Here is a 23,495-nt window from a genome sequence, read left to right as displayed (position 1 = left end):
CATGGCAATCATCGTGGAAATCGTCGGCTGGGTGGGCGCTGTCCTGGTCCTGGGCGCTTACATCCTCGTCTCGATAGGCCGCCTTTCTGGCGGATCGGCGCTTTTCCAGTGGATGAACGCGTTGGGCGCCGGTTTCTTCGTGCTGAACACCTGGTGGCACGGCGCCATACCTTCGATGGTGCTGAATATCGTCTGGAGCGCGATCGGTTTTGCGGCGCTCTGGCGCATCTGGCGCGCCAAGGCGACAGATAGCCGATAGGAGGGTTATCGGCTCCTCAAGAAAGCCTGGGGTGGCGAGCGTCCGTCCAATCCGTTAGGCATCCCATCAGCAATGAAAAAAGCACTCATCGTCCGTCATGTGCCGCGAGAGGGAGCGGCCGGGTTTCTCCAGCCGATCGAAGCCGCAGGCTTTCAGATCGAGAGGATCGACGTAGCGAGCCCTGAATTTGCCGATGTCGATCTGTGCACGCCTGACCTGCTGATCATGATGGGCGGGCCCATGGGCGTCTATGAGCATGACATCCATCCGTGGATTCCGGTGCAGGTCGGCAAACTGGCCGCGCGGCTGGAGCAGGATCTTCCAACCTTGGGCGTCTGCCTTGGCAGTCAGATGATCGCGGCAGCACTGGGCGCACGGGTCTATCCCGGCGAGGTGATGGAACTAGGCTTCGCGCCTGTCACTCTAAATGGGGCAGGGGCCGATTCGCCCTTGAGGCACATCCGGGATGTGCCCGTTCTCCACTGGCATAGCGATACCTTCGAATTGCCGCGTGGCGTCGAACTGCTGGCATCGACGGGTGCCTATGCGCATCAGGCTTTTCGGCGCGGACGCAACCTTCTGGCGCTGCAATTCCATGCCGAAATGGGCGAAGACCCGCGCTTCGATGACTGGCTGACCCATTTCTGGGCGGACCTCGACGTGGCTCGGCAGTGCGGCGTGGCGCTGCGCCGGGACCATGACGAACATGGTCCTGCGGCCGTCGCAGCGGGCCGTGCGATGATCGGTGATTGGTTGGCCCAGCTGAAGGCCTGACCAGTCCAGCCGCGTCAAAACTCCCAGCGTCAAAATTCTACGTCGAGTTCCTCCACCTCGTCAGGCTCCTTGCGCGCGTCATCGATCCACTCGCGCATCAGGTCCCAGCTGTTCACCGTATCGCAATAGGCAGCCGCTGGACCCTGCAACTTCACGGCATAGGTCAGGAAGCGCTGCACGACCGGCGCGAACATCGCATCCGCCACGGTGGGGCTGTCGCCGAACAGCCATGGCCCGCCATAGGACCCAAGACATTCGGTCCAGATCGCCTCCACCCGTTCGATGTCGGGCTTGGCGCCAGAGAAGATCGGGAATTTCTTGTGCCGGACCTTGAGGTTCATCGGCAAGGCGGATCGCAGGTTCGCAAAACCGGAATGAATCTCGCCCGAAACCGACCGGCAATGCGCGCGCGCGATCCGGTCCTTCGGGTACATGCCGGCGTTCGGATAAAGCTCATGCAGATATTCCGCGATCGCCAGCGTGTCCCAGACGCTGGCCCCTTCATGCGTCAGTCGCGGCACCAGAACGGACGGCGTCAGCAGCAAAAGTTCGGCGCGGTTTTCCAGATTTTCCAGCGCCACCATCTTCTCCGTGACGCGCAGCCCGGCCAACCGGCACAGCAGCCAACCTCTCAATGACCAGGAGGAATAGATCTTGCTCGATATCGTCAATTCCGTAGCGGCCATGGCGATCCTCCCGATATTCCCACATTTTTCCATCAAACATGATGCAGTGCAATACGCAAAAACAGTATATCGAACGGAGGGGGCCGAATCGGCCTGGGGGAACATTTTGGGGCGCCGTTCATATTATGACGATGCTGTACACTGGCTATCAAGCTCTTGAAGACATGCTGGCTCCGGCTCGTTTCGGTGCTGAACTCGCCTTGGGTCTTCGGGACAAAATGGGACCGGTAGCCGATTGGCCCATGCCCCGCCGCGTGTTCGCGCTCATGGATGTGTTCCAGGGGGCGCGCCTCACCCACAAGCGGCCGTCCTACGGAATAGACGAAGTCCGTAGCGGCAATGCCCTTGTTGCAGTGCGGGAAGAAGTGCTGCTCGACCTGCCTTTTGGCAATCTGCTGCACTTCGCCAAGGATGATGTCGAAACAGAACAGCCGCGCATATTGCTCGTCGCTCCGATGTCCGGCCACTTCGCGACACTGTTGCGGAGCACCGTTCGGACGCTGTTGCGCGACCATGACGTCTACATCACAGACTGGAAAAATGCGCGCGACGTGCCTTTGTCGGCCGGACGGTTCGGGTTCGACGATTATGTCGACTATGTGATCACCTTCATGCAGGAACTGGGGCCGGGCGCGCATATGCTGTCGGTCTGCCAGCCTTGCGTGCCCGCCTTCGCCGCCGTCGCGCTGATGGCGGAGGATGACGACGCGGCCACTCCTCGTTCCATGACCTTGATGGGTGGGCCGATCGATCCGCGCGCCGCGCCTACCGTCGTCAACGAACTGTCGAACGAGCGTCCGATCCAATGGTTCGAACGGAACCTCATCACATCGGTCCCGCTACGCTATGCCGGTGCTGGCCGCCGCGTCTATCCCGGCTTCCTGCAGCTATCCGCTTTCCTGTCGATGAATTTGGAGCGCCACGGCGCCCAGCATCGCGAGCTTTATCAGCTTCTGGCGGACGGAAAGGAAGCAGAGGCAGCGAAGATCAAGGATTTCTATCAGGAATATTTCGCCGTCCTCGACATGACCGCCGAATTCTACCTGGAGACCGTCGATCGGGTGTTTCAGCGGACCCTCCTGGCCAAGGGAGAGCTCAAGCATCGCGGCCGCCCGGTCAACCCCGGTGCCATTCGGAAGACGGCGTTGCTGACCGTTGAGGGTGAAAAGGACGATATCTGCGCGGTCGGGCAAACGGCTGCCGCCCATGCGCTCTGCACCGGGCTGCGCCCCCACTTGAAACGTCATCACCTGCAAATCGGCGCGGGTCATTATGGCGTCTTCTCGGGCCGCAAATGGGAAAAGGAAGTCTTCCCGCAAGTCCGCAACATGATCCTAGCGATGAACTGACGCCGCTTCAGGCGTCATCTTCCGGGCGGGTCCATATCCAGGTGCCGCCGATCAGCGCGGCCGCCAGCGGCATGAGGAACCAGGGAAAAGGCGCGAGGAGCAGCGCCAGCAGGGCGCTGAACGCGAAAGCCGCCAATGCCGCCCGCTTTCCCCTACGGCTGATCGCGCCCTTGTTTCGCCAGCGCCGGATATGTGAACCGAAATGGGGATGATCGAGCAGCCTTGCTTCCAATGCCGGGCTCGACCGGGCAAAGCAGAATGCCGCCAATATCATGAAGGGCACCGTAGGCAGCAGCGGCAGGAAAATGCCGACCGCACCTAGGCCGAGCGAGAGAAACCCGGCGGAAAGATAGAGCGTCCGCCGCATCAGGCCGCTGGCAGACGCAGCCGCATGAGGAGACCGCCCAGGTCCTCGCTTTCCTCCATGCTGATCGACCCGCCATAAATTTCGGCCACATCGCGCACAATGGCGAGGCCAAGACCGGTGCCGGGCTTGCCGGAATCCAGCCGCACGCCCCGGTCGAAAATGCGGGTACGTTCCTCTTCGGGAATGCCCAGGCCGTCATCTTCGACCAATATCTCGACCATCGGCCCAGCGCGGTTGACGGTGGCAAAGACGCTGCCTCCGCCATATTTCGCGGCGTTTTCGATGAGGTTGCCAAGCATCTCGTCCAGGTCCTGACGCTCCACCCGAACCGCGACCTCCTTGTCGCCATCCATGTCGATCCGCGTTTCGGGATAGAGGCGCTGCACGGCGCGCTCGACCGCCTGCAAGCTCGCCCATACCTCCGCGCGGCTCTGCGCAGCTCCGCGCCGCCCGACGGCACGAGCGCGGGCGAGATGGTGATCCACCTGACGCCGCATCGTCGTCGCCTCGCGGATCACGGTCTCGCCCAGGTCGGCGGACTGGGCCGTCGCCGCATTCATGATGACGGTCAGCGGCGTCTTCAGCGCATGAGCAAGATTGCCCGCATGGGTTCGCGCCTCTTCCGCCTGCCGCTCATTATGGGCGAGCAGCGCGTTCAGTTCCTCGACCATCGGCAACACTTCGGATGGCATGGGATCGGTGACGCGGTTCTTTTCGCCCGCACGCATCCGCACGATCTCCTTGCGCACCCGGCGCAGCGGCCGCAATCCGTAAAGCGTTTGGAGAGTCGTCAGAACGATCAGGCCAAGCGCCAGCAGCGCAAAGCTCTGCGTCAAGGTTGATCGCAGCGTCCTGATCTGATCATCCAGCCCCGCGCGGGCGGCGGCGACCATGAACATCCACCGCGTATCGGAGCCGGGAAGGACGATGGTCCGTTCCATGATGCGCAGATCCTCGCCCGGAAACTGCTTGCTGTCATAGGCGTGGAAGCTGCGATCATCATGCTCGGGCAGCACCCTCAGCGCGCGGTCCCACAGCGAACGTGACCGCCAATCCTCATGTCCCTTGGCGCTGATCTGATAATAAAGGCCGCTATTGGGCTCCAGAAAGCGCTGGTCGGCGAGGGGGCGATTGAACAGCACTTCGCCATCCGGGCCGATCTCGGCCGACGCGATCATCGCGGTCAGCACATAGTTGAGGCCATCGTCAAAATTGCGGGTGATGGCTTGCGACAGCACGCGATCGAGCGCCAGCCCGCCGCCCAGCAGCAATATGCTGATCCACAGCGCCGCAATGCCGATCATGCGGCGGCTGATCGATCCGGTGGAACGAACTGGAGGAGGGGCGCTGGACTCGCTCATTGGTAATTGCCGGAACCTCCCTGTCCGTCCGCCACGAGGGTGTTGAAGGTTCTACCTTCTTGCGGGAAGTAAAGCGCGTCATGGGTTCGATCAGGGGAATAAGCCGTCCGAACCCGCGAAGGATCAGCGGCCCGGCTCGTCCAGACTGTAGCCCAGGCCGCGTATCGTCGTGATCACGTCCGCGCCCAGCTTCTTGCGGATGCGGGTGACGAACACTTCGATCGTGTTTGAATCGCGATCGAAATCCTGGTCGTAGATATGTTCGATCAACTCGGTACGGCTCACCACCTTCCCCTTGTGGTGGAGAAGGTAGGACAGCAGCTTATATTCTTGCGCGGTCAGCTTCACCGGCTCGCCTTTCAGCGTCACCTTGCCCGAACGTGTGTCGAGCCGCACATCGCCCGCGATCAGTTCGCTAGACGCGTTGCCCGAAGCACGACGGATGAGCGCGCGCAGCCGGGCGATCAGTTCCTCGCTTTGGAAAGGCTTGGCCAGATAATCGTCGGCGCCCGCGTCAAGCCCCGCGACCTTGTCGGACCAGCTGTCCCGCGCGGTCAGCACCAGCACCGGGAAACTACGCCCTTCCTTGCGCCACCGGTCGAGCACGGTAAGCCCATCGATCGTCGGCAGGCCAAGGTCCAGCACGACCGCGTCATAGCTTTCCGTCGCGCCAAGGAAATGTCCGTCCTCGCCATCGGTCGCGAGGTCCACGGCATAGCCCGCGCCCTCCAGCGTGTTGCGGAGCTGTTGCCCAAGGCTTGGTTCATCTTCGACGATCAGCAGACGCATATGGCTCCGTTTCTTTGTATTTTGCCCTTTGGCGCGTCAGTGCGCCCTGCCCATTATATTGCCCGTGCGTCCATCCGCATCAACCCAAACCACCTTGCCGTCCTTCACATATTTCAGCCGATAGCGGTTCGAAGCGGGATTGAATTCCGCGCCAAGATAGGTTGCGCCACCCATGTCCGCGTCGACCCGCCGCTTGATGAGGGAAAATGGCATGGTCTGCCCTTCCAGCATCGCCCGGCGCGCGGCATCCTGCTCGCCGCGCTGACCGGCCTCGGCATAGGAGGGTACGGCCACCATCGCGGCGATGGCGGCCACACCGGCAATCAGGCTGCTAAGCTTCATCGTCATGTGGCATGCCATAGGCGATAAGCATTGAACAGGTGGTGAATGGTGCTGTCAGCGGGGAGACAGGCTACCGGATCAGCGTTCCAGCGCATATTGGACGGTGAGCGTCACCGACGATCCCACCTGGCCCGGCTCCACCGGCGTCGCTTCGGCTGCGTCTGCCTTGAAACGGGTGGTGAGCATCGGCATGGGCGGGCGGCCACCACTGTTGTTTTCCGAGATCGAAATGAGCCGCGCCGAGCGATAGCCCGCCGCCTGCGCATAGAAGTCGGCCTGCGTCTTGGCGCTCTTCAAGGCTGCCGCGCGCGCCTGGGCCAGCATGGGGGTTGGATCTTCAATCGCGAAAGACGGCCCGCTGACATTGGTCGCGCCCGCTTCGACCAGCGTGTCCAGCAACTGCCCCATCTTCTTGATGTCGCGCAGCTTGATCGTCACCTGGTTCGACGCTTCATAACCGATGAAGCGCGGCCCGGCAGGCTGGCCGTTCTGATTGCTGTAGTCATATTGGGCGTTCAGGTTGATGCCGCTGGTCTGGATGTCCTTCTTGGCGATCCCCGCCTTGGCGAGGGTGGCGATCAACCGGTCCATCTTCGCCGCATTTTCCCGCATCGCCTGGGCGGCTGTCGGCGCACGTGTCTGAACGCCGGTGCCGACCACAACCTGATCCGGCGCGGCTTCCACCGTCTCGGTGACGTTCAGCGTCACCACGGGCGCGGTTTCGGCAATTGTCACATTGGTCTGCGCGATGGCCAGGGCAGGAATCGAGACAGCGGCAGCGGCGGCCATCAGGGCCAGGGCGGACTTCATGAGCGTATCTCCTTGAAAAAGCGATGCAGCTCATTTGTAACGGCTGCGATGAATGGGGGCTGACGCGCGTTGAAAACATTGAGGCGGCATGTGGTTCCACGCGCTCTTGCCCCGGCGCGTTGGAAGTCCTAGCTGCACGGCCATGGCCGCACCCATATTCTCGTTCGAAAATCTTGGTCTCAGTCAGGGTTCGCACTGGCTTTTCCGTCACCTCGACATCTTTGTCGGGGAGCGGGATCGGCTGGCGCTGATCGGCCGCAACGGCGCAGGCAAGACGACGCTGCTGAAGCTTATCGCCGGGCAGGTCGAGCCTGACGAAGGGACGCGTTCCGTTCGGCCAGGCGCGCGCGTCATCATGCTTGAGCAGGACCCGGACGTCGCGGGCTTTGCCACCCTGCGCGATTTCGCGCTGGCAGGCCAATATGCACCGCCCGCGCATGAGGTGGAGGCGATCGCCAGCCAGCTCGGCATTGACCTCTCACGCGAAGCAGCGACCGCCAGCGGGGGCGAGCGCCGCCGCGCCGCCATCGCCCGCGCGCTCGCCAGCGAGCCTGACCTTTTGCTGCTGGACGAGCCTACCAACCATCTCGACATCGACGCCATCGACTGGCTGGAAGGATGGCTCGGCCGCTATTCGGGCGCCTTCATCGTCATCAGCCACGACCGCGCCTTCCTTACCCGGCTCACGCGGCAGACCTTGTGGCTGGATCGCGGCTCGATCCGGCGTAATGAGATCGGCTTCGGCGGCTTCGAAGAGTGGATGGAAGCCGTCTATGCCGAAGAGGCGCGTGCCGCCGAAAAGCTCGACGCCAAGCTGAAGATCGAGGCGCATTGGCTCGAGCGCGGCGTCACCGCCCGGCGCAAGCGCAATCAGGGCCGCCTCGCCAAGCTCTATGAGATGCGTGAACAACGCGCGGCGATGGTGGGGCCGCAGGGCGTCGCGAAGATCGCGGTCGCTGCCGACGACAGCAAGACCAAGAGCGTCATCACTGCCGAGCATGTGACGAAGAGCTTCGGGTCCGGTGAGAATGGGCGCACCGTCATCAAGGATTTCTCGCTGCGCATCCAGCGTGGCGACCGCATCGGCATCGTCGGCGGCAATGGCGCGGGCAAGACCACGCTCTTGAAGCTGCTGACGGGTGAACTCGCGCCGGATAGCGGCGTGATCAAGCAGGCAAAGTCGCTCGACATGATCTTCATCGATCAGCAGCGTAGCCTGATGCAGCCCGACAAGCGCGTCCGCGACGTGCTTGCGGAGGGCGGCGACTGGATCGACGTGCGTGGGTCACGCAAGCATGTCCACGGCTATCTCAAGGAGTTTCTGTTCGACCCCTCGCTCGCCGAGGCGCGCGTCGGCACCCTGTCGGGCGGCGAGCGGTCACGTCTGCTCTTTGCCCGGGAATTTGCCCGCGAATCGAACCTGCTGGTACTGGACGAGCCGACCAACGATCTCGACCTTGAAACGCTCGACCTGCTGCAGGAAGTGATTGCCGACTATGACGGCACGGTCCTGATCGTCAGCCACGACCGCGACTTCCTCGACCGCACGGTGACGGTGACGCTCGGTCTTGATGGATCGGGTCAGGTCGACGTCATCGTCGGCGGCTATGCCGACTGGGTCGCCAAGCGCCAGCCCCGGAACGGACCGCGCCCGGAAAAGAAGGCGCCTGCCGCTCCCCCGCCGCCGAAGACGGCGTCGACGAAGCTCAGCTACAAGGATCAGCGTGATCTCGACATGCTGCCCCAGGCGATCGAGAAGCTGGAGCAGGATATCGCGCGCGACGAGGAGGCACTCGCCGACCCATCGCTCTACACGCGCGATCCCAAGCGGTTCGCCGCCCTGACGAAAGCGATAGAGCAAGCCCGCGCTGACAAGGACGCAGCGGAGGAACGCTGGCTGGAACTGGCCGAAAAGGCCGAAGGCCTGAGCGGCTGAACAGGACGGGGGCGACCATGGCGGCGGTGGAAGGATCAGCTTCGGGCGCTCTTGAGCATGCGCGTGCGCACCATGCCGTCCATTATGTCAACCGCGTCGGCTGGCTGCGCGCGGCGGTTCTGGGCGCGAACGACGGTATCGTCTCGACCGCCAGCCTGCTCGCCGGTGTCGCTGCGTCGGGTGCTGCGCGCGACACGATCCTGCTGTCGGGCATAGCCGCTCTATTCGCGGGCGCGATGTCGATGGCGGCAGGGGAATATGTGTCCGTCAGCGCGCAGTCGGACACGGAGCGGGCCGACCTTGCGAAGGAAAAGCATGCGATCGCGCAGCAGCCAGAGGTGGAATGGCAGGAACTGCGTAACATCTATGTGGAACGTGGCCTGACACCCGAACTGGCGGGAGAAGTCGCGCGGCAGCTGATGGATGCCGACGCGCTGGCGGCCCATGCCCGCGATGAACTCGGCATTTCGGAGATCAGCACGGCCCGGCCGGTGCAGGCGGCGCTGACGTCGGCCGCCACCTTTTCGGCAGGAGCGCTCGCGCCCCTTCTGGCAGCAGTCGCCAGCCCGTCTTCGCTGGCCTTGCCAGTCATCGTGCTGGCGTCGCTCCTGTGCCTTGCACTCCTGGGCTATGCGGGCGCGCGGCTCGGCGGGGCGAACACAGGCCGTTCCCTCATGAGGGTGCTATTCTGGGGTGTGCTCGCCATGGTAGTCACGGCGGGTGCGGGCAGGCTTTTCGGCGCGGCCATTTAATGGCAAGGTCCGCGCCATCCGGATTCTCAAGGAGACGATAATGACTGCGATCCAGCAAATTCCGCTCAAGACGATCAAGGGCACCGACGCCAGCCTGGCCGACTATGCGGGGAAGGTGGTCCTGGCGGTCAACGTCGCCTCCAAATGCGGCCTCACCCCGCAATATGAAGGGCTGGAAAAGCTCTACCGCGATTATAAGGACAAGGGGCTGGTCGTCGCCGGATTCCCCGCCAATGATTTTGCGGGCCAGGAACCGGGCAGCAATGACGAGATCGCTGAATTCTGCACGACCAATTTCGGGGTCGAATTCCCGATGTTCGAAAAGATCGTCGTGACAGGCCCGGAAAAGCATCCGCTCTACGCCGCCCTCACCAGTGAGCAGCCCAAGGCTGACGGCGATGGCGATGACTTCCGCGAAAAGCTGCGCGGCTACGGCATGACGCCGACGGAAGAGCCGGAAGTGCTGTGGAACTTCGAAAAGTTCCTGATCGCAAAGGACGGCTCGGTCGCCGCCCGCTTTGCCCCCGGCACCACGCCCGACGATCCGGCCCTTGTTTCCGCGATCGAGGCTGAACTCGCGAAATAGGAAGCGAGCATCCGGGCCGGCGCTGTTGACCTTGCCGGCCCGAATGTTTTTATTTGGCTAATTGCTTCATGCTTTCGCCCGCCACCGCTTTCCAGCAAATCGGCCCGGTGCTGGAAACGCTCAGCATCGTCGGCATTTTCGTGTTTGCCGCATCCGGCGCTTTGGCCGCCGCTCGCTTGGGTCAGACGCTCGTCACCTTCGCTTTTTTCGCGCTGGTCACGGGGGTAGGGGGTGGCACCGTGCGCGACCTGCTGATCGGCGCGCCGGTCTTCTGGGTGCATGATCCGGTCCCGGCAATAACCTGCATGGTCGCGGCCCTGCTCATCTGGTTCACGCCGCGCCGCTTTTGGAGCGACCGAGCGCTCGACTGGCTCGACGCGATAGGCCTCGCCGCTTTCGCGGTGTTCGGCGCGGCCAAGGCGATGAGCTACGGCATCCCACCGTTCGTCGCTGCGATGATGGGCGTCGTCACCGGCTGCGTCGGCGGTATATTGCGCGATCTGCTCGCGCATGAGCCCTCCATCCTGTTGCGCCCGGAACTTTATGTGACCGCCGCGGCCTTCGCCTCCGGGCTCTTCGTCATCCTGCGCTGGTGTGGACTGGATGTCCCCGTTGCTGGCCTGATCGCCGCCGTTCTAGGCTTCCTGCTTCGGGCTGTCGCGATTTGGCGAAGCATCGGCCTGCCCACATATCGCGGTGGCCGGTGAGGAGAGAATGACGGCCAGAAGAAGCGCCACGGACGCGACCCGCAGTCTATCAGCTAAGCCGTCCACCTCACCGCCACAGACTGGCCAGCAATGCCAGCAAGCCACGCTCATCCGCAGCACTCGCCCGCCGTGGCGCGCCATAGCCACGACACTCCAGGCAATCCGCCCGCACGCCGGCCCCGCTGATGAGGCCGCGCACGTCTGCAATCGCCTGCATTGCCCAGCGCCGCTGGATCATCGCCTGTCGGCTCAACATGTCGCGGGGAGCATCTGCATCCTCATCATCCCGCTCCGTCATCGACTGGAGAAACTCCGCAAATTTGTCCGGTTCCTTTTCGATGCGATAGGCTTTCGCCTTGGCGGGATCGATCTTGGCCAGCTTCGCTGCCTCGGCGATCGCGTCCTCCAGCCCGCCGAAGCGATCGACAAGGCCAATCTGCCTCGCCGTGGCGCCATCCCACACGCGGCCTTGAGCGATCGTGTCGATCTGCTCGGGCGATTTGCGCCGCGCCTGTGCCACCAGCCCGACAAAGCGGCCGTAAATATCTTCGATCCCCATCTGCATGATGCGGTCGAACTCAGGCGTCGTACCGCCAGCAAGATCCGGCTGGCCTGAAAGCGGCGTGGTCCGAACCCCGTCGGTCGTGATGCCGAGTTTGGCTAGTGTGCCTTCGAAGCTTGGCAAGATGCCGAACACCCCGATAGACCCCGTGATCGTGCCGGGTTCCGCCAAGATGAGGTTGGCGGGCGTGGATATCCAATAGCCGCCGCTCGCCGCGACATTGCCCATCGATACGACGATCGGCAGACCCTTTCGCTTGGCTTCCATGATGGCTTGGCGGATTTTTTCCGACGCCATCACCGACCCGCCAGGAGAATCGACGCGCACGACCAGCGCCTTCAGGTCCTTTTCCGACAATGCCTTGTAGAGCAGGGCAGAGATGGTGTCGCCGGCAGCGCTGCCGGGGCCCCCATCACCATCCACGATGTCGCCAGCCACGGTGATCACGCCGATCTGCCCGTCATTGGCGGGTCGGTGGGCCTTGGCATAGCTGCTCAGGTCAATGCTCGCAAAATCCCCGACGCGATCGTCGGACGGCTCCCCTGCGACCTGCGCTACGCGCTTGCCGAACGCGGCCTCGTCGCCCAGCTTGTCCACCAGCCCCGCATTCTGTGCCGCCTTGGCCAGATTGCCCCGCGCCGCCTCCGCCGCACCCGCCGGGTTCGCGACATAGGCCGCCAGCTTCGCGCGCGGGCGGGCCTTGGCGACTTCCTCCTGCCAATCCTGCCACAATGCATCGGCCAGCGCCTGATTGGCCTGGCGCGCTTCGGGTGATTGTTCCGTGCGGATGAAGGGTTCGACGAAGCTCTTGTATGTCCCGACGCGATAGACATGCGTGTTGACGCCCAGCTTGTCGATCAGACCCTTGTAGTAAAGGCCGGATCCGCCGCGCCCCAGGATGGCCACGCCGCCAAGGGGATCGACCCATGTCTCGCTGGCATGCGCGGCGAGCTGGTAGCTGTCGTCGCTATAGACGGTGGCGAAAGCGAAGACCGGCTTGTTGGCGGCACGCACCGCATCCAGCGCCTTGCCAACGCGGGACAGCGCGACCTGACCGCCGCCAAGGAACCCGTCGAGGTTCAGGACCACCGCCTTGACCTTGCCGTCGGTCTTTGCCGCCTCCAACGCGGTGACGACATCGGACAGGCGATATTCCTTCGTCTGCGGCCCGGATGATGTCAGCAGCGAAAAGGGGTCGGCTTCTGCCGGTTGCTCGACAATGGTGCCGTCCAGCTTCAGCAGCAGAGCGCCGCTGCTCACGCTGCGCGCGGGCTTGGGCGACCAGGACAGGGCAGCATAGAGCAGGCCGAAGAAGCCGAGCAGGAACAGCAGAACCAGCCCGTCCTTGATCGCGACCAATATGCGCCAGACGCCCTTTACAAATGCCAATGCCGCTTCCTTATGCTTGCTTGCCCGGAGCTATCCGATCGCCCGGCCCACTGCAATGTGGGACGGCCGTCCGGCCGCGCAAGCTTGCGCCTGTCATTTCCGGCGTTATGGGAAACGCCATCATCGCTCTTAGTGCAGGAGATGCGTTACATGCCCACCCTCGTTCTCATCCGCCACGGCCAATCGGCCTGGAACCTGGAAAACCGCTTCACTGGCTGGTGGGACGTGGACCTGACGGAAAAGGGCGTGGAGGAAGCGCGGGCCGCGGGGCAACTGATGTCGGCAAAGGGGCTCGACTTCGACCGCTGCTTCACTTCGGTCCAGACTCGAGCGATCAAGACACTCAATCTTGCTCTCGAAGAAATGGGCCGTCTCTGGCTGCCGGTGGAAAAGGACTGGCACCTCAATGAACGTCATTATGGCGGCCTGACCGGCCTCAACAAAGCGGAGACGGCTGCCAAGCATGGCGACGCGCAGGTGAAGATTTGGCGCCGCAGCTTCGACATTCCGCCGCCGGTGCTGGAACCGGGCGGTGAGTTCGACCTGTCGAAGGACCGCCGCTATGACGGCATCGCCATCCCGTCGACGGAGTCCCTCAAGGACACCATTGCCCGCGTGCTGCCCTACTGGGAAAGCCGCATCGTGCCGGAGTTGAAGGCTGGCAAGCGCGTCCTCATCTCCGCTCACGGCAATTCGCTCCGTGCTCTGGTAAAGCATCTGTCCGGCATTCCGGACGACGAGATCACGGAGCTGGAAATTCCTACGGGGCAGCCGATCGTCTATGACCTTGCCGACGATCTGACGGCCAAGGACCGCTATTATCTGTCGGAGCGTTAAGCACGCAAATCTCGCATTGCCCCCTGCCGGTCGCCCGGCTAAGGGGCTTTGCTTTCCGCGCCATCAGGGGAAGTCAGGCGAATGACCGGAGAGAGCGCCGCCAGCGTCGGCATTATCATGGGATCGCGATCCGATTGGGAAACCATGCGCCACGCAGCCGAAACGCTGAGTGCGCTTGGTGTTTCGCATGAATGCAAGGTCGTGTCCGCTCACCGCACGCCGCAGCGCCTCTATGATTATGCCTCCGGGGCGGTGGGGCGTGGGCTGAAGGTCATCATCGCGGGGGCAGGGGGCGCGGCTCATCTTCCCGGCATGGCGGCCTCTATGACGCGTCTGCCGGTCCTTGGCGTGCCCGTCGAGTCAAAGGCGTTGAAGGGCATGGATTCCCTTCTGTCCATTGTCCAGATGCCCGGCGGTATTCCGGTCGGTACTCTCGCCATCGGCAAGCCCGGTGCGATCAACGCGGCCCTGCTGGCCGCTTCGATCCTCGCCACGACCGACGAGGAACTGGCCGAGCGGCTGGACATGTGGCGCGAAAAGCAGACGGACGATGTCGCGGAGACGCCTGAATAAGATGACGACCATAGCGCCCGGTTCCACCATCGGCATTCTTGGCGGCGGCCAGCTCGGCCGCATGATCGCGATCGCCGCCGCGCAGCTTGGCTATCGCACGCATATTTATGCGCCGGAAGAAAGCGGTCCCGCCGCAGACGTGTCCCGCTGTTGGACCCGAGGCGCTTACGAAGACCCCGCCGCGCTGTCCGCCTTCGCCGACAGCGTCGATGTCGTTACCTACGAGTTCGAGAATATCGACCCCTCCGCCGTCGAGGTCTTCTCCACCCACGGCCTCGTCCGCCCCGGTGCGCAGGCTCTCCGCGTGGCACAGGACCGCCTTGCCGAGAAAAATTTCGTCCGCGATCTTGGCGGCCTTACCGCGCCTTTCGCCTCGGTCGAAAGCTTGGATGATCTGGATCGAGCGATCGCCACGGTCGGCAACCGCTCGATCCTGAAGACCAATCGCATGGGCTATGATGGCAAAGGGCAAGCGCGCCTGAATGGTCCAGCGGATGCTCCTGCGGCATGGGATGCGATCGGCGAGCAAAGCGCCATCCTGGAAGGCTTCGTGACCTTCGAGGAGGAGTTTTCCGTCATCCTCGTGCGCGGCGCGAATGGCGAAGTCCGCTTCTGGGACTCGCCCGCCAACGTCCATGTCGACGGCATCCTCTCCACCTCCACCGCTCCCGGCGGCCCTCGCATCGAGGCGCAGGTGCAAGCGGCGCGCGCTCTCGCCGCGCAGGTTGCCGAGGCGCTCGGCTATGTCGGCGTCCTGACCCTTGAATTTTTCGCCAGCGGCGATGGCCCCGTCTTCAACGAAATGGCTCCCCGCGTCCACAATAGCGGTCACTGGACGATCGAAGGCGCGGTCACCAGCCAGTTCGAAAACCATGTTCGCGCCATCTGCGGCCTGCCCTTGGGCGACACCAGGCTGGCAGCGCGGCGAGTGCAGATGCACAACCTCATCGGCGAGGAAGCTGACGCCTGGCAGGCGATCCTGTCCGATCCCTCCGCTCATCTGCATCTCTATGGCAAGCATGAAGCCCGCCCAGGCCGCAAGATGGGCCATGTTACCCGGCTGACCCTGTGACCGACCGCCAGGAAGTCGTACTCGTCCTCGCCCGCGCTGACAATGGCGTGATCGGCAAGGATGGGGGGCTGCCCTGGCGGCTTCCTGCCGACCTCAAACATTTCAAGGCATTGACCCTCGGTCACGCGATGATCATGGGCCGAAAGACGTTCGACAGCCTGCCCGGCCTGCTTCCCGGGCGGCGCCACATTGTCCTCACCCGTGACAAAGGCTGGAGTGGGGAGGGGGCAGAGGTCGCCCATGACGTCACGTCCGCCCTGCGCCTGGCGGGCGGTCCTGCCGCGATGGTGATCGGAGGAGCGGAGATCCACCATCTCTTTCTTCCGCATGCCGACCGCATCGAATTGACCGAAGTGCATATCGACGCACCCGGCGACGCAGCGATCCCTTATCCTGATGTCGCGCAATGGCAGGAAACCGCCCGCAGCGATCATCCGGGCGAGAGCGCCTATCCCGCCTACAGCTTCGTCACCTTCCGCCGCCGGGCCGGCTCTTGAAGCCGCATTGCCAGCGCCCGGCCATCTCCCTATAGCCACCGCCATGGAGCGGCTGGAAAGCGGCGTCCCGATCCCTGCCCATCTGCGCGGGAGCATCATGGCGCTGGGCAATTTTGACGGATTTCACCTCGGTCATCAGGCGGTCGTCGGCCGCGCGGTGGAGCGTGCCCGCGCGGAGGGGCGTCCCGTCATCGTCGCGACGTTCGACCCGCATCCCATGCGCCTGTTCCGCCCGGAAAACCCGTGGTTCCGCCTCACAAGCCTTGATCAGCGGCAACGCCTGTTTGCCGCCGCCGGTGCCGACGCGATGCTCGTTTTCGCCTTTACCCGTCAACTGGCCGCCTTGAGCCCGGAGGATTTCGTCGATCTGCTGGTCGACGGCATGGGCGTCGCGGGCGTGGTCACGGGCCAGGACTTCACCTTTGGTCAGGGCCGCACCGGCACGGTCGCCACGCTTGCCGAACTTGGCGCCGCGCGGGGCATGAGCGCCCAAGCCGTGGCGCCAGTAACGGATCAGGGTGGAGAGGTGGTTTCCTCCAGCCGCATCCGCGCTGCGCTGAAAGCCGGTGACTGCGCCACGGCAACGCGCCTGCTGACGCGCCCCTTCGCGGTGCAAGGGCTGGTTCAGCATGGCGATAAGGTTGGCCGCACGATCGGTTTTCCCACCGCCAATGTCGATCTTGGGCATTATCTTCGTCCGGCTTATGGCATTTATGCCGTGCGAGGGCTGTTGCCCGATGGCCGTATTCTCGACGGTGCTGCAAACCTTGGCATCCGGCCCAGTTTCGACCCGCCAAAGGAGTTGCTGGAGCCACATTTCTTCGATTTTTCCGAAAGCCTCTACGATCAATGCATCGAGGTGCAGTTGATCCAATTTCTTCGGCCAGAGGCGAAATATGAAGGGCTCGATGCCCTCACGGCCCAGATTGCGAAGGACTGCGACGCCGCACGGCAAATCCTTGCGGGAACGCCGCGCCTCGCCTAATGCACCGGGCACATTTTCTCACCCGTTCGGGCTGAGCCTGTCGAAGCCCTTTCCCTTTTCTTAATGGGGCGCAGTCTTGGGCCGAATGGCAAGGCAAGCAGATACCAGATCACATGACCGACCAGCCCGACTATAAAAGCACCGTCTTCCTCCCCGTAACCGACTTCCCGATGAAGGCCGGTCTGGCGCAGAAGGAACCGGCAATCCTCGCCCGCTGGGAGGAAATGGACCTATACGGCAAGCTGCGTGAGCGGCGGAAGGGCCGCGAACGCTTCATCCTCCACGACGGCCCGCCCTACGCCAATGGCGACATCCATATGGGCCATGCGATGAACAAGGTGCTGAAGGACATCATCGTCCGCAGCCAGTCGCTCCTCGGCAAGGATGCGCCCTATGTCCCCGGTTGGGACTGCCACGGCCTTCCGATCGAATGGAAGATCGAAGAGGAATATCGCAAGAAGAAGCAGAACAAGGACGAGGTTCCCGCACAGGAATTCCGCGCCCAGTGCCGCGCCTATGCAGACAAATGGGTCGGCGTGCAGAAGGAGCAGTTCAAGCGGCTGGGGGTGATGGGCGATTGGGACGATCCCTATCTCACCATGAAGTTCGACGCTGAAGCTACCATCGTGTCCGAACTGTTGAAGTTCGCGGAGAGCGGCCAGCTCTATCGCGGCGCCAAGCCGGTCATGTGGTCGCCCGTCGAAAAGACTGCGCTGGCCGAGGCGGAGGTCGAGTATGAGGACATCGTCTCGACGCAAATCGATGTGGCGTTCGAGATTGTCGAAGCGCCGAAAGCGCCGGAACTGGTCGGTGCCTATGCGGTGATCTGGACGACGACGCCTTGGACGATTCCGGTCAATCAGGCTTTGGCTTATGGGCCGGAGATCGAGTATGTGCTACTCACTCCGAGCTATGACCTTGCCCTGTCAGAAGCCTCGTTCGAGAACGCCGGCGCCGTTCAGAATAAAAAGCTTCTGATCGCAAAAGCCTTGGTCGAGTCTGTGAAAGCCCGGCTTGGATTTACTAGTCATTTTGAACACTGGACGGGGCCGGGCTCAGCCCTCGCCGGAGCCGTCGCCCGCCACCCGATGCACTCTCTCGGCGGCTTCTTCGCCAAGCCGCGCCCCTTCCTCGCAGGGGATTTCGTCACCACCGACGCGGGCACCGGTCTCGTCCACATGGCGCCCGACCATGGCGAGGACGACTTCGCGCTCTGCAAGGCGAACGGCATCAACCCGGTGTTCGCCGTCGAGAATGACGGCAGATATCGGGAGGATTGGGCTTGGCTCGGTGGTCAGGGCTCCGTCATCAATCCCAAGTTCGTCAGCAAGGACGGCCCGATCTGCACTGACCTGCGCGAAGCAGGCGGCCTGCTCGCCGCATCCGACGACTTCAAGCACAGCTATCCGCACAGCTGGCGCTCCAAGGCGAAGATCATCTTCCGCTGCACCCCGCAATGGTTCATCCCTATGGACCGGGCGATCAACGACGGCATCATACCCCGCTGCGCCGAGGAAGAGGCGATCCTTGCGCGCCAGGGCAACGGTGCAACTCTGCGCGGTACGGCCCTCGATGCGATCGAGAACACGCGGTGGGTGCCCGAACGCTCGATCAATCGCATCCGCTCGATGGTGGAGGGGCGCCCCGACTGGGTGATCAGTCGTCAGCGCGCGTGGGGCGTCCCTATCGCGCTCTATATTCATCGCAAGACTGGCGAATATCTAATTGATAAGGCCGTAAATCAGCGCATCGTCGAAGCCTTCCAAGCTGGCGGAGCCGATGCCTGGTTCGGCGCGGACCACCAAGCGCTGCTCGGCCCCGATTACGACCTCAACGACTATGAGGTAGTCAACGATATCCTTGATGTCTGGTTCGATAGTGGCTCGACCCACAGCTTTGTGGTCGAAGGCCGCTATGGCGAAGGCGTTCGCGCGGATCTCTATCTCGAAGGCTCCGACCAGCATCGTGGCTGGTTCCAATCCTCGCTCCTGGAAAGCAGCGGCACCCGTGGCCGCGCGCCCTATGACGCCGTTCTGACCCACGGCTTCGCGCTCGACGGGCAGGGGCGGAAAATGTCCAAGAGCCTCGGCAATGTCGTCGATCCGCTGAAGGTCATTGCCGAATCCGGCTCAGACATCCTCCGCGTCTGGGTTGCCAGCACCGACTATTTCGACGATGTCCGTATCGGCAAGGAAGTGCTGGCTGGCTCTTCCGACGCCTATCGGAAACTTCGCAATACTTTCCGATATTTACTCGGCGCTCTTTCGGATTTTTCCGAAGAAGAGCGCCTTCCGGTCGCGGAAATGCCGGAGCTGGAGCGATATATGCTCCATCTGCTCGCTAAGCTGGATGCCGAACTCAAGGCGGTCGTCGAGAAGGCAGCGGGCAGCGAAAACTGGCTGGAGTTCAGCCGCTATACCCGTGCGCTGTTCGACTTTGCCAACAGTGACCTGTCGGCCTTTTTCTTCGACATTCGCAAGGACTGCCTCTACTGTGATGCGAAGAGCGATCCCAAGCGCCGCGCCTACCGCACGGTGCTCGACACGCTCTTTCACGCGCTGGTCCGCTACGCCGCCCCGATCATCCCCTTTACGGCTGAAGAAGTATGGCAAAGTCGCTATGCAAACCCCGGAGAAAGCGTCCATTTCCTCGAATGGCCCGAGGTTGAGGCTGCATGGCTAAACCAGCGCTTGGATGATAAATGGACCGAAATCCGCAGCCAGCGCGATCAGGTCAACGAAGCCATCGAACCGCTCCGCCGCGAAAAGGTCATCCGTTCCAGCCTGGAAGCCGATGTAACCATGGGCATGACGGTCCCCAGCGACGGTGTGAACTTCGCCGAAATCGCCATCGTCGCCCGCATCGAAACGGGGGTCGGCGACGGCATCATCGTCAAGCCGAGCGAGTGGCATAAATGTGGCCGTTGCTGGCGCCTCCTGCCGGAAGTCGAGGAAGACGGCACCCTTTGCAGTCGTTGCGACGAAGTGCTCGCGGAGTAAAAACTTCCTGTCATACCAGCTCAGGCTTCGGCTATAGCCGACGACTTGCCGCTTGGTAGCAACGAACCGGAATAATGATGGCGCTCTTCAGGACTATGCTCGTGTCACCCTCATCCCGCAAAACGCATGTGGCGCGCCGCTGATGGCAGCTGTCAATCATCGCCCGCTCGGTCTCACCGTCGCGATCGTGACGCTGGCACTCGACCAGCTCATCAAATATACCGTCACCTATCCGCTCGCGCTCAAAAGCCGGATGGATGAGGGCATCGAGCTGTTGCCGATCTTCCGTCTTCGCTGGCTGGAAAATCGTGGCGTTTCCATGGGCTTTCTTCATGCCAGTACGGACATGATGCGTTGGCTGCTTGTCGGCATGACCATATTGATCGCTACTTTTGTCGGTGTCTGGATGTGGCGCGAAAAAGCGCGGCAGGATGTGGCGGCGCTTGGGCTGGTGCTTGGCGGTGCGATCGGAAACATCGTCGACCGTGTTCGGCTCGGCTATGTCATCGACTATGCCGATCTGCATTTTGGGGAATGGCGGCCCTTCCTGATATTCAACCTGGCCGACGCCGCCATAACGATCGGCGTGCTGATCCTGCTTGCGCGGGCGTTGCTGCTGCGCGAGAAGGGCGCAAAGACGGAGTCACTGAACTGATGCGTAAACTGATCCTCGCCGCTGGCCTCATTTCCATGCTGTCCGCTTGTGGCGGTGGCGGCGGCCTGTTCAATCGGGAGCGTCCTGACGAATTTGCCGTCTCCCGCCAGGCGCCCCTTGTGATCCCGCCTGACTATGCGCTCGTTCCTCCTGCACCGGGCACCCCGGCAGCCGCTTCGGTCGATTCCAGTCGTGCGGCGATGGAAACCATGTTTGGTGGCCCCGCCCAGCGCAGCGCGGCGGAAAGCGCAGCCTTGACCGAAGCCGGGCGCGCCAATGCAGCGGCCGGTATTCGGTCGTCCGTGGGTGATCCGGCGACGGAAGTCGTCGACAAGGGCGCCGCGACCCGCGAAATTATCGCCGCGCCGGAGGGCGATGGGCAAGACGCCCGCGCCGCGATCCCCCAGCAGTAAAAACCATGGGTTTAGGGCTGGCTCTCGACAAACATCTTGAGCCTGCCCAACGCGTCATCCCACTGAGCGGAGACTTGCGTGAGCCAATGACGCGCTTGCGCGACGGTCTCTGGCTCCAGGACAAATAAGACCTCGCGACCTCGCCGCGTTCTCCTGACCAGGCCCACGCCCTGCAGAACCTCTAAATGCTTCGCCACGGCTTGGCGGCTGATGGGCAAATCCTCGCCCAGTTGCGCGATAGATTGCTCCGTACCATTGGAAAGGCGCTTGATCAGTCCCAATCGCGTGGCATCGCCTAATGCGGCGAACAGTCGCGCGGGCGATTCCTCAATGTTCAACATAGCGGCGAATATTCTCAACCTGTTCCGTCCAACCCCCGTCATTCGATCGCATGACGTTGCTCCGACGCGGTTCAGGCACCTTGTCAAATCCGCTTTCGATGACTGTCAGCAAGGTGCCTTCACCCGCAGGCTCAAGCAAAAACTCGACCAACGTCCATTCCGCTACCCGCGTGCCGTTTTCCATCAGCTGCTTGTCACCGCCAGTCGCCGGCCACTCAAAAGAAAAGCGCCGCATTGGCTCGATCGCAATTACCCGCGCTTCCCAACGATAGTCTTCATAGCCAGGATAGGTCATATGACCGGTCGATGCCCCACCCACCGCAAAAGGCTGATCCAGAGCGACGCAAAACCACGCGCCGAACTTTTCATGGTCAATCAACGCATCCCACACCCGCTCGACAGGTGCAGCAATTTCGACAATCTTCGTGATTGAGTCAGGCATATGAGCAACCTCCTGGTTGCTCATATGCGCCCCATTCTGCTTTTATGCAACCATATGGTTGCTATTTAAGCGCGCGCCTCTGTTGCTACACCAGCGCTGTTATGCCGTAACGCAGTCAATACCGTATCGATGATCGCAGCTGCATCCAGCTTTGCATCGGCATATTGCTGCTCCGGCTTGTCCTGATCCTGGAAGATGTCGGGCAGGCGCATCGTCCGTAGCTTCAAGCCATTGTCGATCAGTCCGAGGTCACTTGCCAGTGTCAACACATGCGCGCCCAGACCGCCAATCGCGCCTTCCTCGATCGTTACTGCCACTTCATGCGTGGTCAAAAGGCGGCGGATCATCGCTTCGTCGAGCGGTTTGGCAAAGCGCAAGTCGGCGACCGTTGTGGACAAACCCCGCGCTTCCAATGCCTCGGCAGCGCGCAGCGCTTCCTCAAGCCGGGTCCCGAGTGAGAGGATCGCAACCTGCCGTCCGTCCTTTACGATCCGGCCCTTGCCGATCTCGAGCTTTTCGGCCGCCGCTGGCAACAAGACACCGGTGCCGTTGCCGCGTGGATATCTGACGGCGATCGGCCCGCTGTCATGAACCGCGCAGGTGTGCACCATATGCACCAGTTCCGCCTCGTCAGCCGCAGCCATGACTACCATGTTGGGCAGGGTTGCAAGATACGTCACGTCAAAGCTGCCCGCATGCGTCGATCCGTCCGCGCCTACCAGCCCCGCCCGATCGATGGCAAAGCGGACCGGCAGGTTTTGGATCGCGACGTCATGCACCACCTGATCATAGGCGCGCTGCAGGAAGGTGGAGTAGATGGCGCAGAAGGGCCGCATGCCCTGTGCCGCAAGGCCTGCGGCGAAGGTCACAGCATGCTGTTCGGCGATGCCTACGTCAAAGGAGCGATCCGGGAAGGCTTGCGCGAATTTATCAAGGCCAGTGCCCGAGGGCATCGCGGCGGTGATCGCGCAGATGCTGCTGTCACGTTGCGCTTCGGCGATGAGGGCGTCGGCGAACACGGCTGTGTAGCTCGGCGGCCCCGGAGGCGCTTTCGCTTGGGTCCCCGTGATCACGTCAAATTTCTGAACGCCGTGATATTTGTCTGCTGCGGCTTCCGCCGGAGCGTAACCCTTGCCCTTCTGCGTCACGACATGGACCAGGCAAGGCCCCTCTGCCGCGTCCCGGACATTCTCCAGCACAGGGATGAGCTGTTCAAGATTATGCCCGTCGATCGGACCGACATAATAGAAGCCCAATTCTTCAAACAATGTGCCGCCCATGGCCATGCCGCGGGCAAATTCGTCAGTCTTGCGGGCGGCGTTGTGCAGCGGACGAGGCAGTTTGCGGGCCAGACGCTTGGCAAGGTCGCGCAGTCCAAGGAATTCACGGCTTGATACCAGGCGCGCCAAATAGGCGGAGAGACCGCCTACCGGCGGAGCGATCGACATGTCGTTGTCGTTCAGGATGACGATCAGCCTGTTTCCCGCCTCCCGCGCGTTGTTCATCGCTTCATAAGCCATGCCAGCCGACATCGCTCCGTCGCCAATGACGGCGATGCCCTTGCCCGGTTTACCTGCAAGTTTGCTCGCAACTGCAAAGCCGAGAGCCGCGCTGATGGAGGTCGAGCTATGCGCCGCGCCAAAGGGATCATATTCGCTCTCGGCCCGCTTCGTGAAGCCCGACAAGCCTCCACCCTGGCGCAGCGTACGGATGCGATCGCGTCGCCCGGTCAGTATCTTATGAGGATAGCATTGGTGGCCGACGTCCCAAACCAGCTTGTCATTGGGCGTGTCGAAAACATAATGGATGGCGGTAGTAAGCTCGACCACCCCCAGTCCGGACCCCAAATGGCCCCCGGTCACGCCGACGGCGGAAATCACCTCCCGCCGCAATTCGTCAGCCAGCTGAGGAAGCTGCTCAGGCTTGAGGGCGCGAAGATCTTGCGGCCAGATCACCTGGTCGAGCAGCGGAGTGGAGGGGCGATCATTCATGAAAGACATAGACTCCCAAGC

At 62.5% G+C, this 23,495-nt stretch carries 24 protein-coding genes and 1 pseudogene; 15 read left to right on the top strand and 10 right to left on the bottom strand.

The annotated features are described in order from the left end of the window. Position 1: 1 nt before the first annotated feature. Together MU848_RS09715 and MU848_RS09710 are read left to right on the top strand one after the other, a co-directional pair. Positions 2–259 carry a CBU_0592 family membrane protein gene (locus MU848_RS09715; protein WP_097091354.1) on the top strand — a complete coding sequence of 86 codons (258 nt, stop codon included), beginning with the start codon at positions 2–4 and terminating at the stop codon, positions 257–259. A gap of 72 nt (positions 260–331) precedes the next feature. After that, positions 332–1,033 carry a glutamine amidotransferase gene (locus tag MU848_RS09710; RefSeq protein ID WP_097091355.1) on the top strand — a complete coding sequence of 234 codons (702 nt, stop codon included), beginning with the start codon at positions 332–334 and terminating at the stop codon, positions 1,031–1,033. A 29-nt stretch (positions 1,034–1,062) separates the two neighbouring features. On the opposite strand, the gene MU848_RS09705 is transcribed toward MU848_RS09710, so the two are convergent. Next, entirely contained in the window at positions 1,063–1,719 is a 657-nt protein-coding gene (locus tag MU848_RS09705; RefSeq protein ID WP_097092741.1) for a glutathione S-transferase, read from the bottom strand. Between the two features lie 125 nt (positions 1,720–1,844). Here MU848_RS09705 and MU848_RS09700 point away from each other — a divergent pair, with 125 nt between their 5' ends. Beyond that, entirely contained in the window at positions 1,845–3,068 is a 1,224-nt protein-coding gene (locus tag MU848_RS09700) for a polyhydroxyalkanoate depolymerase (RefSeq protein ID WP_097091356.1), read from the top strand. A gap of 7 nt (positions 3,069–3,075) precedes the next feature. On the opposite strand, the gene MU848_RS09695 is transcribed toward MU848_RS09700, so the two are convergent. The 5 genes and pseudogenes from MU848_RS09695 to MU848_RS09675 form a co-directional block, all read right to left on the bottom strand. Next, entirely contained in the window at positions 3,076–3,435 is a 360-nt protein-coding gene (locus MU848_RS09695; RefSeq protein ID WP_247231454.1) for a YbaN family protein, read from the bottom strand. Then, on the bottom strand, positions 3,435–4,739 hold the full coding sequence (locus tag MU848_RS09690) for a sensor histidine kinase (protein WP_201514837.1): 1,305 nt from the start codon (positions 4,737–4,739) through the stop codon (positions 3,435–3,437). The genes MU848_RS09695 and MU848_RS09690 overlap by 1 nt, the downstream gene beginning before the upstream one ends. A gap of 180 nt (positions 4,740–4,919) precedes the next feature. After that, positions 4,920–5,585: a response regulator transcription factor gene (locus tag MU848_RS09685; RefSeq protein ID WP_097091359.1), complete on the bottom strand. Its 666-nt coding sequence runs from the start codon at positions 5,583–5,585 to the stop codon at positions 4,920–4,922. Between the two features lie 36 nt (positions 5,586–5,621). Continuing rightward, positions 5,622–5,958 (bottom strand): annotated as a pseudogene (locus tag MU848_RS09680) (hypothetical protein). A gap of 47 nt (positions 5,959–6,005) precedes the next feature. After that, the gene (locus MU848_RS09675; RefSeq protein WP_247231452.1) at positions 6,006–6,737 is read right to left on the bottom strand and encodes an SIMPL domain-containing protein; all 732 of its coding nucleotides are present in this window, start codon (positions 6,735–6,737) and stop codon (positions 6,006–6,008) included. Between the two features lie 142 nt (positions 6,738–6,879). Between MU848_RS09675 and MU848_RS09670 the strand changes: the two genes are divergently transcribed. The 4 genes from MU848_RS09670 to MU848_RS09655 all read left to right on the top strand — a co-directional run bounded on the left by MU848_RS09670 (position 6,880) and on the right by MU848_RS09655 (position 10,718). After that, positions 6,880–8,673, top strand: coding sequence for an ABC-F family ATP-binding cassette domain-containing protein (locus MU848_RS09670; protein WP_247231450.1), 1,794 nt, complete (start codon positions 6,880–6,882; stop codon positions 8,671–8,673). A gap of 17 nt (positions 8,674–8,690) precedes the next feature. Then, positions 8,691–9,425: a VIT1/CCC1 transporter family protein gene (locus tag MU848_RS09665; RefSeq protein ID WP_247231448.1), complete on the top strand. Its 735-nt coding sequence runs from the start codon at positions 8,691–8,693 to the stop codon at positions 9,423–9,425. Positions 9,426–9,465: 40 nt separating this feature from the next. Next, on the top strand, positions 9,466–10,011 hold the full coding sequence (locus tag MU848_RS09660; protein WP_247231446.1) for a glutathione peroxidase: 546 nt from the start codon (positions 9,466–9,468) through the stop codon (positions 10,009–10,011). 68 nt (positions 10,012–10,079) lie between these two features. Continuing rightward, positions 10,080–10,718, top strand: a complete 639-nt coding sequence (locus tag MU848_RS09655) for a trimeric intracellular cation channel family protein (protein WP_201513588.1) — start codon at positions 10,080–10,082, stop codon at positions 10,716–10,718. 67 nt (positions 10,719–10,785) lie between these two features. Here the strand turns inward: MU848_RS09655 and sppA are convergent, their stop codons facing one another. Next, positions 10,786–12,669, bottom strand: a complete 1,884-nt coding sequence (gene sppA / locus MU848_RS09650) for a signal peptide peptidase SppA (RefSeq protein WP_247231444.1) — start codon at positions 12,667–12,669, stop codon at positions 10,786–10,788. 150 nt (positions 12,670–12,819) lie between these two features. Here sppA and gpmA point away from each other — a divergent pair, with 150 nt between their 5' ends. From gpmA to MU848_RS09610, 8 genes are all read left to right on the top strand, one after another. Next, positions 12,820–13,506, top strand: a complete 687-nt coding sequence (gene gpmA, locus MU848_RS09645; RefSeq protein ID WP_247231442.1) for a 2,3-diphosphoglycerate-dependent phosphoglycerate mutase — start codon at positions 12,820–12,822, stop codon at positions 13,504–13,506. Positions 13,507–13,587: 81 nt separating this feature from the next. Beyond that, a complete protein-coding gene (purE, locus tag MU848_RS09640) occupies positions 13,588–14,079 on the top strand; it encodes a 5-(carboxyamino)imidazole ribonucleotide mutase (RefSeq protein WP_247231440.1) in 492 nt (163 codons plus the stop codon). Between the two features lies 1 nt (position 14,080). Then, positions 14,081–15,151, top strand: coding sequence for a 5-(carboxyamino)imidazole ribonucleotide synthase (locus MU848_RS09635; protein ID WP_247231438.1), 1,071 nt, complete (start codon positions 14,081–14,083; stop codon positions 15,149–15,151). After that, on the top strand, positions 15,148–15,648 hold the full coding sequence (locus MU848_RS09630) for a dihydrofolate reductase (protein WP_247231436.1): 501 nt from the start codon (positions 15,148–15,150) through the stop codon (positions 15,646–15,648). The genes MU848_RS09635 and MU848_RS09630 overlap by 4 nt, the downstream gene beginning before the upstream one ends. Before the next feature lie 43 nt (positions 15,649–15,691). Then, positions 15,692–16,633, top strand: coding sequence for a bifunctional riboflavin kinase/FAD synthetase (locus MU848_RS09625; RefSeq protein WP_247231434.1), 942 nt, complete (start codon positions 15,692–15,694; stop codon positions 16,631–16,633). A 113-nt stretch (positions 16,634–16,746) separates the two neighbouring features. After that, entirely contained in the window at positions 16,747–19,632 is a 2,886-nt protein-coding gene (gene ileS / locus MU848_RS09620; RefSeq protein ID WP_247231432.1) for an isoleucine--tRNA ligase, read from the top strand. Positions 19,633–19,774: 142 nt separating this feature from the next. Continuing rightward, positions 19,775–20,287, top strand: a complete 513-nt coding sequence (gene lspA / locus MU848_RS09615) for a signal peptidase II (RefSeq protein WP_247231429.1) — start codon at positions 19,775–19,777, stop codon at positions 20,285–20,287. Next, positions 20,287–20,700: a DUF3035 domain-containing protein gene (locus MU848_RS09610; RefSeq protein ID WP_201513597.1), complete on the top strand. Its 414-nt coding sequence runs from the start codon at positions 20,287–20,289 to the stop codon at positions 20,698–20,700. The genes lspA and MU848_RS09610 overlap by 1 nt, the downstream gene beginning before the upstream one ends. An 11-nt stretch (positions 20,701–20,711) precedes the next feature. On the opposite strand, the gene MU848_RS09605 is transcribed toward MU848_RS09610, so the two are convergent. From MU848_RS09605 to dxs, 3 genes are all read right to left on the bottom strand, one after another. Beyond that, positions 20,712–21,041 (bottom strand): ArsR/SmtB family transcription factor, encoded by a 330-nt coding sequence (locus tag MU848_RS09605; protein ID WP_247231427.1) that lies wholly within the window; start codon positions 21,039–21,041, stop codon positions 20,712–20,714. Next, positions 21,028–21,483 carry an SRPBCC family protein gene (locus MU848_RS09600; RefSeq protein WP_247231425.1) on the bottom strand — a complete coding sequence of 152 codons (456 nt, stop codon included), beginning with the start codon at positions 21,481–21,483 and terminating at the stop codon, positions 21,028–21,030. Before MU848_RS09600 ends, MU848_RS09605 begins: the two co-directional genes overlap by 14 nt. Before the next feature lie 65 nt (positions 21,484–21,548). Beyond that, positions 21,549–23,474 carry a 1-deoxy-D-xylulose-5-phosphate synthase gene (gene dxs / locus MU848_RS09595; RefSeq protein WP_247231423.1) on the bottom strand — a complete coding sequence of 642 codons (1,926 nt, stop codon included), beginning with the start codon at positions 23,472–23,474 and terminating at the stop codon, positions 21,549–21,551. Positions 23,475–23,495 lie beyond the last annotated feature (21 nt).

The organism is Sphingobium agri, assembly GCF_023051225.1.
GTDB lineage: Bacteria > Pseudomonadota > Alphaproteobacteria > Sphingomonadales > Sphingomonadaceae > Sphingobium > Sphingobium agri.
This window is presented reverse-complemented; position numbering and strand designations above follow the sequence as displayed.

Coding starts and splice junctions, on each gene's coding strand:
- MU848_RS09660 (WP_247231446.1), top strand. CDS start 9,466: ATGACTGCGATCCAGCAAATTCCGCTCAAGACGATCAAGGGCACCGAC.
- purE (WP_247231440.1), top strand. CDS start 13,588: ATGACCGGAGAGAGCGCCGCCAGCGTCGGCATTATCATGGGATCGCGA.
- MU848_RS09655 (WP_201513588.1), top strand. CDS start 10,080: ATGCTTTCGCCCGCCACCGCTTTCCAGCAAATCGGCCCGGTGCTGGAA.
- MU848_RS09710 (WP_097091355.1), top strand. CDS start 332: ATGAAAAAAGCACTCATCGTCCGTCATGTGCCGCGAGAGGGAGCGGCC.
- MU848_RS09635 (WP_247231438.1), top strand. CDS start 14,081: ATGACGACCATAGCGCCCGGTTCCACCATCGGCATTCTTGGCGGCGGC.
- MU848_RS09665 (WP_247231448.1), top strand. CDS start 8,691: ATGGCGGCGGTGGAAGGATCAGCTTCGGGCGCTCTTGAGCATGCGCGT.
- MU848_RS09685 (WP_097091359.1), bottom strand. CDS start 5,585: ATGCGTCTGCTGATCGTCGAAGATGAACCAAGCCTTGGGCAACAGCTC.
- MU848_RS09690 (WP_201514837.1), bottom strand. CDS start 4,739: ATGATCGGCATTGCGGCGCTGTGGATCAGCATATTGCTGCTGGGCGGC.
- ileS (WP_247231432.1), top strand. CDS start 16,747: ATGACCGACCAGCCCGACTATAAAAGCACCGTCTTCCTCCCCGTAACC.
- MU848_RS09700 (WP_097091356.1), top strand. CDS start 1,845: ATGACGATGCTGTACACTGGCTATCAAGCTCTTGAAGACATGCTGGCT.
- MU848_RS09625 (WP_247231434.1), top strand. CDS start 15,692: ATGGAGCGGCTGGAAAGCGGCGTCCCGATCCCTGCCCATCTGCGCGGG.
- MU848_RS09675 (WP_247231452.1), bottom strand. CDS start 6,737: ATGAAGTCCGCCCTGGCCCTGATGGCCGCCGCTGCCGCTGTCTCGATT.
- dxs (WP_247231423.1), bottom strand. CDS start 23,474: ATGAATGATCGCCCCTCCACTCCGCTGCTCGACCAGGTGATCTGGCCG.
- lspA (WP_247231429.1), top strand. CDS start 19,775: ATGGCAGCTGTCAATCATCGCCCGCTCGGTCTCACCGTCGCGATCGTG.
- MU848_RS09715 (WP_097091354.1), top strand. CDS start 2: ATGGCAATCATCGTGGAAATCGTCGGCTGGGTGGGCGCTGTCCTGGTC.
- MU848_RS09705 (WP_097092741.1), bottom strand. CDS start 1,719: ATGGCCGCTACGGAATTGACGATATCGAGCAAGATCTATTCCTCCTGG.
- MU848_RS09610 (WP_201513597.1), top strand. CDS start 20,287: ATGCGTAAACTGATCCTCGCCGCTGGCCTCATTTCCATGCTGTCCGCT.
- MU848_RS09670 (WP_247231450.1), top strand. CDS start 6,880: ATGGCCGCACCCATATTCTCGTTCGAAAATCTTGGTCTCAGTCAGGGT.
- gpmA (WP_247231442.1), top strand. CDS start 12,820: ATGCCCACCCTCGTTCTCATCCGCCACGGCCAATCGGCCTGGAACCTG.
- MU848_RS09600 (WP_247231425.1), bottom strand. CDS start 21,483: ATGCCTGACTCAATCACGAAGATTGTCGAAATTGCTGCACCTGTCGAG.
- MU848_RS09605 (WP_247231427.1), bottom strand. CDS start 21,041: ATGTTGAACATTGAGGAATCGCCCGCGCGACTGTTCGCCGCATTAGGC.
- MU848_RS09695 (WP_247231454.1), bottom strand. CDS start 3,435: ATGCGGCGGACGCTCTATCTTTCCGCCGGGTTTCTCTCGCTCGGCCTA.